Source organism: Anoxybacillus kestanbolensis (assembly GCF_001996285.1).
In the GTDB taxonomy this organism is placed as follows: Bacteria; Bacillota; Bacilli; order Bacillales; family Anoxybacillaceae; genus Anoxybacillus; species Anoxybacillus kestanbolensis_A.
On sequence record NZ_MQAD01000015.1, the window covers coordinates 1 to 12,838 of the forward strand.

Below are 12,838 nucleotides of genomic sequence, written 5' to 3' on the forward strand. Positions count from 1 at the left end.
GAAAACAAATATCAAAATGGAACAAAATGGTTGTAAAACAACTGTCTTACAACCATTTTGTCAACAGTCTGAGAAGCTGACGCATAGTCAGCCTCTTATTCTTCATCTTCTTCCTCTTCACCGAGAAATGTGTTTAGCATTTCTTCGATCATATCCCATTCTTCTTCTGTTTCGATCGGCTGCAATTCTCCTGCCTGCCCATCTTCTCCTGGGATAAAAGAAGATGCGTGAATTTCAATTTCTTCGTTGTCATCTTCTTCTGCACCGATTGGGTAGTACAAGACGTAAGATTTCCCGAACTCTTCAGATTCAAATGTAAATAGTACTTCGCAAAGTTGTTCGTTGCCGTCTTCGTCAACGACTGTAATGTGTTTTTCACCGTGTTCCATCATGTTCACCTCAATTGTTTATGGTCCAAATAAGATTGTAAAATCATCACCGCAGCCATTTTGTCGATCACTTTTTTACGTTTTTTTCGACTAACGTCCGCAGCGATTAACATTCGTTCTGCCGCCATGGTGGACAGTCTTTCATCCCACAAGACGACAGGAAGTGAAAACGTTTGTTTCACTTGTTCGGCAAAGCGTTGTGTCGCCTCGCCGCGCGGTCCAATTGTACCATTCATATTTTTCGGAAACCCGATCACAATTTCTTCGACCGCATATTTTTCAATTAATTGGCGCAAACGGTCAAAGCCGTATTCACCGTTTTCTTCATCGATACGAATCGTCTCGATGCCTTGAGCCGTCCATCCTAACTCGTCGCTTACGGCAACGCCGAGCGTTTTCGTTCCAAAGTCTAATCCTAAAATGCGCATGTGTCTATTCCTCACGATGTGTTCGTAAATAGAATTTCACTAATTCTTCAATTAATTCGTCGCGATCGACTTTGCGAATCATGTTTCTGGCATCTTTATGACGAGGGATGTAAGCTGGATCACCAGACAACAAGTAACCGACAATTTGGTTAATTGGGTTATACCCTTTTTCCTGTAATGCGTCGTATACGGCAAGCAATACTTCCCGAACATCGACGTCCATCGGTTCTTCCGAGAAGTTAAATTGCATTGTGTTATCAAACGAACTCACCGTTTTTTTGCACCCCACTCTCACGTTCCACGAAATCTGGCATATCCATCCTTACATCCATTGTACACGATTTCCACCGTTTATTAAACAGATTTTACCCACTGTTCGACAAATTTAAGTGCTTCATCTACTTTATTCGCATCTTTTCCGCCCGCTTGTGCCATATCCGCTCGGCCACCGCCGCCGCCGCCACAACGCGTCGCCACTTCTTTAATGAGTTTTCCAGCGTGATAACCGCGGTCGATTAAGTCGTTTGTGACACCAGCAATTAAGTTTACTTTATTTTGTTGTACAGAAGCAAGCACAATGATCGCTGAACCTAATTTTTGTTTTAAATCGTCGACCATTGCACGTAAGCTGTTCATATCGGCGTTGTTCACTTTACTTGTGACAAGTGGAACACCGTTTACTTCTTTTACTTGGTTCACTAAATTTTCTGCTTCCATATGGCTTAAACGAGCAGCAAGCGATTCATTTTCACGTTGCAATTCGCGCATATCGTTCATGAGTGTATCGATGCGCGTTAACACATCTTTCGGATTCGTTTTTAATTTTTCCGCTACTTCTTTTAATAATGCAATTTGATCATTCATTAAACGATACGCAGCTTTTCCTGTAACTGCTTCAATCCGACGTGTACCTGCCCCAATGCCCGATTCAGAAACAATTTTAAACAAACCGATTTCTGCCGTATTTGTTACATGGCAACCACCGCAAAGCTCTAAGCTATAGTCGCCTACTTGCACGACGCGCACGATGTCACCATATTTTTCACCAAATAGCGCCATCGCTCCCATCGCTTTTGCTTCATCGAGCGGTTTATATTCAATCGCAACAGGGAGATTGCGCCAAATTTGCTCGTTAACGATCGCTTCAATTTGCTCGAGCTCTTCTTGCTTTACTTGACCGAAATGCGTAAAGTCAAAGCGTAAACGGTCAGGAGCAACAAGCGAACCAGCTTGGTTCACATGCACACCAAGCACATCTTTTAACGCTTGATGCAACAAATGCGTCGCTGTATGGTTTTTCACAATATCGACGCGCGCTGCTTCATCGACATGTGCGATATATGTGCCGTTTGTTTGAATAACCCCTTGTTCGACGACGATGTGATGTAAATGTTGACCGTTCGGTGCTTTTTGGACATCTTTTACATACGCTTTTCCTGTTTCCCCTTCAATCCAACCGCGGTCAGCAATTTGTCCACCGCTTTCTGCATAAAACGGCGTTTCACGTAAAATCACTTGCGCTTCTTGTCCTTCGCTTACCTCGTTGACAAGTTGTCCGTCTTTTACGATTACTTCGACAACAGAAGAAACAGAAAGCTGGTCATAGCCGACAAACGTGCTTTCTACTTTAATGTCGCCTAATACGCCGCCTTGGACTTGCATCGAATCAACATCTTGACGTGCAGCACGTGCTCGTTCGCGCTGGCGCTCCATTTCACGTTCAAAACCGTCGTGGTCAACTTTCATTCCTTCTTCTTCCGCATACTCTTCCGTTAATTCCACAGGGAAGCCGTATGTGTCGTACAAACGGAATACATCTTCACCATTAATTGTATCGCTACCACGTTGTTTTTCTTTTTCGATGACGCTTGCTAAAATTGCAAGTCCTTCATTTAACGTTTCATGGAAGCGCTCTTCTTCATTTTTAATTACTTTTTGAATGAACGATGCTTTTTCTTTCACTTCCGGATAATAGTCGACCATAATTTCACCGACAACCGGAACGAGCTCATACATAAATGGACGTTGAATGTTTAATTGTTTCGCATAGCGAACGGCACGGCGCAATAAACGACGCAACACATAACCGCGTCCTTCGTTCGATGGCAGCGCCCCGTCGCCAATGGCAAACGTGACCGTACGAATATGGTCGGCAATGACTTTAAATGCCACGTCTTTTTCGGCATCCGTGCGATATGTTTCCCCTGAAATTTGTTCAGTTGCACGAATGATTGGCATAAATAAATCAGTATCAAAGTTTGTCGGAACGTCTTGTAAAATCGAGCACATCCGCTCTAATCCCATGCCCGTATCAATGTTTTTCTTCGGAAGCGGTGTATATGTACCGTCAGGGTTATGGTTAAATTGCGAAAAGACGAGGTTCCATACTTCTAAATAACGTTCGTTTTCTCCACCCGGATATAATTCTGGATCGTTCGGGTCGTTGCCAAATTGTTCCCCGCGGTCGTAGAAAATTTCTGTGTTCGGACCGCTCGGACCTTCCCCGATATCCCAGAAGTTCCCTTCCAATCGAATAATGCGTTCTTCTGGCAATCCAATTTCGTTATGCCAAATGTCAAACGCTTCTTCATCTTCTGGATGAATTGTCACAGAAAGACGGTTCGGATCAAAACCGATCCATTTTTCGCTCGTTAAAAACTCCCATGCCCAATGAATCGCTTCTCGTTTAAAATAGTCGCCGATCGAGAAGTTTCCGAGCATTTCAAAAAACGTATGGTGGCGCGCCGTTTTTCCGACGTTTTCAATGTCGTTTGTACGAATTGATTTTTGCGCATTACAAATGCGCGGATTGTCTGGAATGACGCGGCCATCAAAATATTTTTTTAACGTTGCGACACCGCTATTGATCCATAACAATGACGGATCGTCAATCGGAATAAGCGATGCGCTCGGCTCAACAGCGTGACCTTTTTCTTTAAAAAAGTCTAAAAACATTTGACGAACTTGAGCAGATGTTAGCTTCTTCACGTTTCCTTCCTCCCTTATAAAAATATAAAAACTCCCATCCCTGCTCAGGGACGAGAGCTTGCTCGCGGTACCACCCTGTTTATGGACAAAACGTCCATCACCTCAACCGCCGTAACGTGGCTTCGTCGGCAGGGTTTTCCTGCACTCAGGATTAGCGTTCTGTTACTCTTCATCTGGAATTTCTTTCAGCCACGGAAATTCCTCTCTGTGCGCCGAAAGCGCTTTAAGATGGGCTGTAACATACTCGATCCGTCATCGTTTTTGTATGTATCACTCTTGTGAAAATTATAGACAAGCCCCTTTTTTTTGTCAATTTGTTTTCAACGAGCGAATGTGTACAAATGTCGCTTTAGCAATCGCAACGATCGGAACAGCAACAATTAAACCAATGATGCCACCGATTTCTCCACCAACAAATAGGGAAAACATAATAATAAGCGGATGTAAATGTAAGCTTTTCCCTACAATAAGCGGGGATAAAATGTTTCCTTCAATAAACTGCAATAAAAAGACGATTCCAACAGTAAGAAGCAATTTGTTTACTGATACGGTTGCAGCAATAATCGCCGCTGGAATGGCGCCAATAATTGGTCCGAAATACGGGATGACATTTGTAACCCCGACGATCATGCCAAGCAAGAGGGGATATTTCATATCAATAAGCCAAAACGAAAGCGCAGCAGCCGTTCCGATCAAAAAACAGACGAACAATTGTCCACGAATATATCCACCGAGCGTTTGATCAACGTCGCGTAAAAATTGCATACCTTTATGGCGCCATTTTTTCGGAGTCCATTCCCATGCTGCTTTTTTAATAAGCTCCACATCTTTTAACATGTAAAACGCAATGAAAGGAATAATAAAAAAGATGATGATTCGATTAATGAGTTGTTTCACTCCAATAATCGCACCTGTAACCGCCTCGCTAATAAATGACTCCGCTTCTGTCATCATCGCCTCAATGCGTTGATGGACATCATAAGGCCATGTGGCCGTTTCTTCATGAATATAATTCGTCCATTGTTCATACGTACGAACAAATATCGGTAAGCTTTTATTTAAATCTTCTAGCTGAGCAATAAACAACGGTGCCCCTTTGTAAACAGCAAAACCGATTCCGCCAAAAAATAATGCATAAATGGCAAGAATGGCAAGCGCTCTCGGCATACCTCGCTTATGAACGTATTCAACAACAGGATGCAATAAGTATGTAATGAATGCGGCGATGAGAAAAGGGGTCATAATTTTAATAAATACATGTAAAAACGGCAGCCATACCGACTGAAGCTTTACAATAAAATATAAGCAAACTAAAATGAATAGCAACTTCGTTAAACGAACGAAAAAATGCAGATGTGAATGCTCCAAGACCATCCCTCCTTGTTATAGTGTTAGAATATAAAGGGGATGTTATACAAACAAACGGCAACCTCAAATGAGATTGCCGTTTTTTCGTTACATAAATGGGCGCAACATTTGTTTGCCGACTTTTCGCACATTGCGCATGTTCATGCCGCCGTTTCGTTGCGCTAATTGGTATGCTGCTACTCCTGCACCGATCGCAATTAAAGAAGCGATTGTTCGATTCATCGTCATTCTCCTTTCATTACGAAAACAAAGTTCGTTCCTGTTCGCTAAACAAATCGTCGAGCGAGCTAAGCGTTCCGTCTTCTTCTACCTGATGCGTATAAATCATTCCTTTTTGGACGGTTAGCTCAATAAAGCAATTCCAGCAATAATACTGATTAACGCCGATTTTACCCAAATCTTTACTTTGACAATTCGGACACTTTAACATAAAGGACACACTCCTCTTTATTTTTTCTTCTATCTTTGTCATTTTTTTACGTAAACATACGTCACGGAAAGAAGGAGCGTGCCAATATGTGTGTCCGTCATTATGTTACGTCATTTTCCATAAAGTCATACGGGGTAACACCTTCCATTCCGATGTTTGCATCTTCCATCGGAAGCAGCTGTTGCTCAGGCGAAATAGTATTTGTTAATTTTTCGTACAATGTCGTTTGTCTCGTTCCGTCATCTGTTCGCATGACCCCAAGCTGGAACGCTTCTTCTTCACCGCACAAAATTAAATATCGTTTACTGCGCGTAATGGCTGTGTACAATAAATTGCGCCTTAACATGCGATAATAACTTTTTACAACAGGCAAAATGACGATCGGAAATTCGCTTCCTTGCGATTTATGAATCGAACAACAGTAGGCGTGCGTAATTTGATTCAATTCTTGTTTTGGGTATGTCACTTCGTTTCCATCAAACGAAACGACAACGAGATCTTGTTTTTCTACGTTTTCGTTGGCATAGAAAATCGCAACGATCTCACCGATATCGCCATTAAACACATTTTCATCCGGCTGATTGACTAGCTGTAACACTTTATCGCCTACGCGATAAACGACATCACCAAACGTAAGCTCTCGTTTATGATCATGTTTTGGATTAAATAGCTGTTGCAACGTTTCGTTTAATCGATCAATTCCTGCATGACCGCGATACATCGGTGCGAGCACTTGAACGTCTTTTGCGCGATATCCTTTTTGTTTTGCGTTTTCAGCTACTTTTTTTACGACGTCAACGACTTGTCCGCCCGTGCAACGAATAAATGAACGGTCTTTTTGTGGAAACGTCAAATCGTGAGGAATGTTTCCATCTTTAATCGCATGGGCAAGGGAAATGATCGACGAACCTTCTGCCTGGCGATAAATGTCTGTCAAGCGAACGGTCGGAATGACGTTTGCGCGAAGCAAGTCTTTCAGCACTTGTCCTGGTCCGACGGACGGTAATTGGTCTTCATCGCCAACGAAAATGACTTGCATGGATGATGGAACAGACTTTAATAACTGATTCGCTAGCCACGTATCGACCATGGACATTTCATCGACAATTAACAACTTTCCGTTAATCGGTTCGTCTTCCCCACGTTGAAACCCGTCACCACTCCAGCCGAGCAAACGATGAATCGTCATCGCCGGCAAACCTGTCGATTCCGTCATGCGCTTCGCTGCACGGCCGGTTGGAGCAGCAAGTAAAATCGGAAACGGCTCGTCCGTATCATAGCTCGTCGGATCAAGCGATAGCCCATGCAATTTAGCGAACAAATGAACAATACCATTAATGACCGTCGTTTTTCCTGTCCCTGGTCCGCCTGTTAAAATGAACAACGGGGAACAAAGGGCTTGTTGAATCGCCTCTTTTTGTTTTTGCGAATATTGAATGTTTGCTTCTTCTTCCCATTCACCGAGCGCTAGTAAAAATTCGGCTTCAGAAAACGTAGTCATGCCCTTTTGCTCAAGCAGCCGCTTCACGTTTGACACGATACCTTTTTCCGCAAAATACAAGGAAGGGATGTAAAAACGATCTTCTTCCACAATTAACTTCCCTTCTTCAGATAAATGGATCATTTCACGGGAAATGCAAGCAACTTCAACGGCTTCTTGCCGTTTCGCCTCTAACAATTGTTTCACTTCTGTAAGGAGTTGTTCATACGTCATATACACATGTCCTTCTTGCATGCAATGTTGCTCCATGACGTATAAACAACCTGCCCGAATGCGATCCGGATGATTGCCCGAAATACCGAGCTGCAAGCCGAGATCATCAGCGCGACCAAATCCAATTCCTTCAACGTCTTCGACAAGTTGATATGGATTTGTGCGAATGATTTGTAACGTTTCATCTTTGTACACTTGATAAATTTTCATCGATAATTGAGGTCCAAACCCAAATTGCGACAAAGCAATCATAATTTGTTCTAATCCTTCATGTTCGCGCAACGTCTCATACAGCTGCTTTGCTTTTGCTTTTGTTAGCTTCGGTACGTTCGCAAGCACATCGGGATCTTCTAATATTTTTGAAATCGCTCGCTCACCTAACGTTTCTACGATCGCGGCTGCTGTTTTTTTTCCGATTCCTTTAAACATGCCGCCCGATAAATATTGAATCACTCCTTCTTTCGTTTCAGGAAACTCTTTTCGAAAATGATCAACAACATATTGTTTTCCAAAGCGCGGATGTTCTTTAAATGTGCCGAAAAACGTATATGTATCATACTCACCGAGCAAAGGGAAATAGCCTGTCACAACAACGTCTTTTTCTATATGCGCTTCATTTGTTTCTTCTACGCGTACACGAATAACTGAATATAAATTGTCTTCGTTATGAAAAATGGTACCGACATGGACGCCTTTAATAAACGATCGTCCGTCTAAATCTAACTGTTGTTGCAACGCCATCTCCCCCCTTTGTTATTGCAATGCGCGTTCCATTAGCTTTTTCCCATGACCTGCTAACAAATGATCCGGTTGAATAGCCAGCGCCTTTTCAAACATCTCATATGCCGTTTTCGGATCGTCTTTGTATGCATATGCGACACCTAAATTGTAATACGCATCTGCATGTTGGTCGTTTAAATGAATCGTCCGTTCAAAATACGTCATCGCCTCATCCACGAACTGTAGTTGCGCGAAACAAAGCCCGAGCTGAAATGTCGCTTCGACATCGCGCTCGTTTAATTCTACTGCCCGCTGAAAATATGGTAGCGCTAAACGTGGTTGCTCTAAGTACATAAGCGACATGCCAAGCATAAAAAACACATCTCCATCTGCTAATCCGACTCGAATCGCCCGTTCAAATTGTTCTTTCGCTCGTTCAAATTGTTGGCGATTGTAATAAATGGATCCGAGTCCGTAATAAGCGGTCGCTGCTTTTTCATCAAGTTCAAGTGCTTTATGGAAAAAGCGAATCGCTTTTTCTTCTTCACCGACAGCTGCTAATACGTTTCCAAAATTAATGTAACCAACAGGATCGTTCGGTTGTCGTTCAATCGCTTCATGAAAACATTTAACCGCTTCTTCATATTGTCCTTGCTGCATATATTGAATGCCTTGTGCGTTGTAATCCATTACTATCACCTCATATGCATATTATAACAAAAAAGCCTTCAACTCGTCTGTTGAGTTGAAGGTTAGCCAACGTATGTCAATCTTTCACCGTTGCGAAATACTTGATCGATCGTTCCGCCACCGAGACATTGTTCACCGTTGTAGAAAACGACCGCTTGCCCCGGCGTAACTGCGCGTACGCGTTGGCTAAATGATACGCGTGCCGTCGTTTCATCAATCATTTCTACTGTCACCGGTACATCTGGTTGACGATAACGGAATTTCGCTGTACAAGCAATCGGTTCATTCGGTTTTCGATCGCTGACCCAATTGACGTTCGTTGCAATAATTGCATCAGAATAAAGCAATTCGTTATCAAATCCTTGTGCAACGTATAAAATGTTGTCTTTTAAATTTTTCCCAACAACGAACCAAGGCTCTCCGCTACCACCAATACCAAGTCCGTGGCGTTGTCCGATCGTATAGTACATTAAGCCATCGTGCGTACCTTTTACTTCCCCATCGAGCGTTTGCATCTTGCCCGGCTGTGCAGGTAAATAATTGCTTAAAAACTGTTTAAAATTGCGTTCACCGATGAAACAAATGCCGGTGCTATCTTTTTTTCCTGCTGTCGCAAGTCCGGCTTCTTTGGCGATTTCACGCACTTTGGACTTTTGTAATTCGCCGATTGGAAACAACACTTTCGATAATTGAGCTTGGCCAAGCTGATTTAAAAAATACGTTTGATCTTTATTTGCATCTAACCCGCGCAACAATTGATATTCTCCATCGCGATAGGCAACGCGGGCATAATGTCCTGTCGCTAAATAGTCCGCTCCAAGCGCCATCGCATGTTCTAAAAATGCTTTAAACTTAATTTCTTTATTGCACATCACATCTGGATTTGGCGTACGCCCTGCTTTATATTCGTCTAAAAAGTACGTAAATACTTTTTCCCAATATTGCTTTTCGAAGTTGACCGCATAATACGGAATACCAATTTGGTTGCACACACGCACGACATCTTCGTAATCTTCTGTTGCGGTACATACCCCGTTTTCGTCGGTGTCGTCCCAGTTTTTCATAAAAATGCCGATGACATCGTACCCTTGTTGTTTTAATAAAAGGGCGGCAACAGATGAGTCGACCCCACCGGACATTCCAACAACAACTCTCGCCATTATTTTCCACTCCTTTCACGCTGTTGTTAGCCGTTTCACAATTTTTGCAATATCATATGCTGCTCGTTCGACTTGTTCCAACGTATTTCCATATCCAAAGCTAAAACGAACAGAAGAACGAATGCGCTCCGATTCATTTCCGTACATCGCCACTAACACATGTGACGGATCAATTGAGCCAGCTGTACACGCCGAGCCGCTTGAGGCGGCAATGCCTGCTAAATCTAAATTGACAAGCAATGCTTCTACATTTGTTCCGAAAAACGCAACATTTAATACATGTGGCAAACGATTTGTTTCATGACCGTTCACCGCGTAATGAATGCCTTCTCGTTCAAATGTCGTCAACATGATACGTTGAAACTGTTCATATAACGCTCGTTTTTCAGACATCATTTGTTGTGCGAGTTCAGCTGCTTTTTGCAATCCGACAATACCGGGTACGTTTTCTGTCCCTGCACGTCGTTTTCTTTCTTGTTCTCCGCCGTATATGTGTGGCGTCAGACGAACCCCTTCACGTACGTATAAAAAGCCGACTCCTTTTGGTCCGTTAATTTTATGGCTTGATACGGAAAGTAAATCGATGCCGAGTTCGTGCACATCGATCGGAACGAGACCATACGCTTGTACTGCATCTGTATGAAAATACACATCGTGGTCATGAAGCAATTGACCAATATCATGAATTGGTTGCAACACACCTGTTTCGTTGTTGCCAAACATGATAGAGACAAGAACCGTATCGTCGCGCAACGCGCTTTTTAGCTGTTCAATAGAAATGACGCCATGCTCATCCACAGGTAAGTATGTCACATCAAATCCTTGTTTCTGTAAATATTTGCACGTGTTTAATACAGCATGATGTTCGACAGACGTTGTAATGATGTGTCGTCCTCTCTCGCGATTCGCCATTGCCACACCAATGATCGCTAAATTATCCGCCTCTGTTCCACCGCTTGTAAAAATGATTTCGTTCGCTTTTGCCCCGATCGTTTTAGCAATGGTCTCCCTCGCTTCATCAAGGGCACGTCGTGTTTCACGACCGAATGAATGAATGCTTGATGGGTTGCCAAAATATGTTGTCATGTACGGTATCATTGCCTCCACAACTTGCGGATGAACAGGAGACGTCGCTGCGTGGTCTAAATAAATGCGCTCCAAATACATTCTCCTTTCCTAGATATAAAACATATATGCATCACCGTGGTCGTCGGTATGACTTGCTAAGTCTTCAAGCGTCGTGCTATCTAACACTTCTTTTACCGCATCGCGAACGCGCATCCATAATTCACGTTTCGCTAGTTCTTCATCTTCTAGTTCTTCAACGACTTGAAGCGGTCCTTCCAACACACGAATAACATCGCCCGCAGTAATTTTTGATGGTTCATCTGCTAAAATGTAACCGCCATACGCTCCGCGAACGCTTTTCACTAAACCAGCGTTTCGCAATGGGGAAATGAGTTGTTCTAAATAATGCTCCGACAAATTATTCATTTGAGCGATCGATTTTAATGAAATCGGTCCCTCTCCATATCGTTTCGCCAACTCAATCATAATCGTTAAACCGTATCGACCTTTTGTAGATATTTTCAAACGAATCATCCCCTCATTCACTGTCAAAAGAAACACAAGCCATTATAACATAAAAATACGAAACAGAGGAACGTTACTGCTTTTTTCGTTCATTGAGCCGCTCATAAACGGAAGCGAATTGCTTTTCTTCGCCGTTTTGTTTCGGTTGATAATATTGCACTCCGATTAAATCATCAGGTAAGTATTGTTGTGCCACCCAACCGTATGGATAATCGTGTGGATATTTATACCCTATTCCGCGTCCAAGATGTTTCGCCCCCGCATAGTGAGCATCTTGCAAATGAAGCGGAATCGATTGTCCTTTTCCGTTTCGCACATCTATAAGCGCTTGATCGATTGCTTTATAGGCGCTATTTGATTTCGGTGATAAACACATGTCAATCGTCACGACTGAAAGCGGAATGCGTGCTTCTGGCATACCGAGACGCTCTGCGGCTTCGATCGCGCTCATCACCTTCACACCGATCAGTGGATTGGCTAATCCAATATCTTCATAAGCAATGACTGCAAGGCGACGGCAAACAGCGGTAAGATCGCCACCTTCAAGAAGCCTTGCTAAATAGTGAAGCGAAGCATCTACGTCACTGCCGCGAATACTTTTTTGAAAAGCGGAAAGTAAAGAATAATACGTATCTCCTTGTTTATCATACGTTAGCGACTTGTTTTCTACACAAGACAAAACAGCTTGCACATCCACAACAGCATATTGATCCCTTTGTTTCGTTGCATATACGACTTCCTCTAAAATCGTCAATGCCGCTCGAGCATCTCCGTTTGCCCCTTCAGCAATGATCGAAAGCGCCTCATCGCTAATGTCAATATGCCAATCGCCTAATCCTCGTTCACGATCGGCTAAAGCGCGGTGCAATAATGCGAGCGTCTTCTCTTTTGTTAATGGCTGCAACTGTTTTATTTGTCCTAAGCGACTGCGAACAGCCGGATTAATCGAATGAAATGGATTTTCTGTCGTCGCACCAATGAGGGTAATCAAACCGCTTTCGACATGTGGTAATAAATAATCTTGTTGCGCTTTTGTGAAACGATGAATTTCATCAATAAATAAAATAACGTTGCCTTCAAAGCGAGCATCCGCCACTATTTCTTCCATTTCTTTTTTTCCTGCCGTCGTCGCATTGAGCATATAAAACGGACGTTGTACCGTTCCAGCGATCGCATAAGCAAGCGATGTTTTCCCGACGCCAGGCGGTCCGTAAAGCAATAACGATGGCACATAACCATTTTTAATCATTCGATATAGCGCTGTATGTGAACCGATGACATCGTCTTGTCCGATAACTTCATCAATCGTACGCGGGCGCATACGATAAGCAAGCGGCTCTTGAGCAAACAACATCGTT

General features: G+C 43.0%; 13 protein-coding genes. All 13 read right to left on the reverse strand.

Annotated features, from left to right (window positions below):
- Nucleotides 1–95: 95 nt before the first annotated feature.
- Nucleotides 96–389: a DUF1292 domain-containing protein gene (locus BO219_RS09545; RefSeq protein WP_004889318.1), complete on the reverse strand. Its 294-nt coding sequence runs from the start codon at nucleotides 387–389 to the stop codon at nucleotides 96–98.
- A gap of 5 nt (nucleotides 390–394) precedes the next feature.
- A complete protein-coding gene (ruvX, locus tag BO219_RS09550; protein ID WP_077429362.1) occupies nucleotides 395–817 on the reverse strand; it encodes a Holliday junction resolvase RuvX in 423 nt (140 codons plus the stop codon).
- 4 nt (nucleotides 818–821) lie between these two features.
- Nucleotides 822–1,088 (reverse strand): IreB family regulatory phosphoprotein, encoded by a 267-nt coding sequence (locus BO219_RS09555; RefSeq protein ID WP_035020016.1) that lies wholly within the window; start codon nucleotides 1,086–1,088, stop codon nucleotides 822–824.
- Between the two features lie 83 nt (nucleotides 1,089–1,171).
- On the reverse strand, nucleotides 1,172–3,805 hold the full coding sequence (gene alaS / locus BO219_RS09560) for an alanine--tRNA ligase (protein ID WP_077429363.1): 2,634 nt from the start codon (nucleotides 3,803–3,805) through the stop codon (nucleotides 1,172–1,174).
- 309 nt (nucleotides 3,806–4,114) lie between these two features.
- The gene (locus tag BO219_RS09565) at nucleotides 4,115–5,173 is read right to left on the reverse strand and encodes an AI-2E family transporter (RefSeq protein WP_006320531.1); all 1,059 of its coding nucleotides are present in this window, start codon (nucleotides 5,171–5,173) and stop codon (nucleotides 4,115–4,117) included.
- An 87-nt stretch (nucleotides 5,174–5,260) separates the two neighbouring features.
- Entirely contained in the window at nucleotides 5,261–5,401 is a 141-nt protein-coding gene (locus tag BO219_RS09570) for a YrzQ family protein (protein ID WP_006320530.1), read from the reverse strand.
- A gap of 10 nt (nucleotides 5,402–5,411) precedes the next feature.
- Nucleotides 5,412–5,603: a hypothetical protein gene (locus tag BO219_RS09575; RefSeq protein ID WP_021093919.1), complete on the reverse strand. Its 192-nt coding sequence runs from the start codon at nucleotides 5,601–5,603 to the stop codon at nucleotides 5,412–5,414.
- A gap of 100 nt (nucleotides 5,604–5,703) precedes the next feature.
- On the reverse strand, nucleotides 5,704–8,058 hold the full coding sequence (gene recD2, locus BO219_RS09580) for an SF1B family DNA helicase RecD2 (protein ID WP_077429364.1): 2,355 nt from the start codon (nucleotides 8,056–8,058) through the stop codon (nucleotides 5,704–5,706).
- A 12-nt stretch (nucleotides 8,059–8,070) separates the two neighbouring features.
- A complete protein-coding gene (locus tag BO219_RS09585) occupies nucleotides 8,071–8,727 on the reverse strand; it encodes a tetratricopeptide repeat protein (protein ID WP_041638053.1) in 657 nt (218 codons plus the stop codon).
- A gap of 62 nt (nucleotides 8,728–8,789) precedes the next feature.
- A complete protein-coding gene (gene mnmA / locus BO219_RS09590; RefSeq protein WP_077429365.1) occupies nucleotides 8,790–9,887 on the reverse strand; it encodes a tRNA 2-thiouridine(34) synthase MnmA in 1,098 nt (365 codons plus the stop codon).
- 15 nt (nucleotides 9,888–9,902) lie between these two features.
- On the reverse strand, nucleotides 9,903–11,048 hold the full coding sequence (locus BO219_RS09595; protein ID WP_077429366.1) for a cysteine desulfurase family protein: 1,146 nt from the start codon (nucleotides 11,046–11,048) through the stop codon (nucleotides 9,903–9,905).
- Nucleotides 11,049–11,063: 15 nt separating this feature from the next.
- Entirely contained in the window at nucleotides 11,064–11,480 is a 417-nt protein-coding gene (cymR, locus tag BO219_RS09600) for a cysteine metabolism transcriptional regulator CymR (RefSeq protein ID WP_077429383.1), read from the reverse strand.
- Nucleotides 11,481–11,553: 73 nt separating this feature from the next.
- Nucleotides 11,554–12,834: a replication-associated recombination protein A gene (locus BO219_RS09605; protein WP_077429367.1), complete on the reverse strand. Its 1,281-nt coding sequence runs from the start codon at nucleotides 12,832–12,834 to the stop codon at nucleotides 11,554–11,556.
- Nucleotides 12,835–12,838: the final 4 nt, after the last annotated feature.

Excerpts from the sequence above, each read along its gene's own strand:
- BO219_RS09545 (WP_004889318.1), bottom strand. The coding sequence starts at position 389 with ATGGAACACGGTGAAAAACACATTACAGTCGTTGACGAAGACGGCAAC.
- ruvX (WP_077429362.1), bottom strand. The coding sequence starts at position 817 with ATGCGCATTTTAGGATTAGACTTTGGAACGAAAACGCTCGGCGTTGCC.
- BO219_RS09570 (WP_006320530.1), bottom strand. The coding sequence starts at position 5,401 with ATGACGATGAATCGAACAATCGCTTCTTTAATTGCGATCGGTGCAGGA.
- BO219_RS09575 (WP_021093919.1), bottom strand. The coding sequence starts at position 5,603 with ATGTTAAAGTGTCCGAATTGTCAAAGTAAAGATTTGGGTAAAATCGGC.
- recD2 (WP_077429364.1), bottom strand. The coding sequence starts at position 8,058 with ATGGCGTTGCAACAACAGTTAGATTTAGACGGACGATCGTTTATTAAA.
- BO219_RS09585 (WP_041638053.1), bottom strand. The coding sequence starts at position 8,727 with ATGGATTACAACGCACAAGGCATTCAATATATGCAGCAAGGACAATAT.
- mnmA (WP_077429365.1), bottom strand. The coding sequence starts at position 9,887 with ATGGCGAGAGTTGTTGTTGGAATGTCCGGTGGGGTCGACTCATCTGTT.
- BO219_RS09605 (WP_077429367.1), bottom strand. The coding sequence starts at position 12,834 with ATGTTGTTTGCTCAAGAGCCGCTTGCTTATCGTATGCGCCCGCGTACG.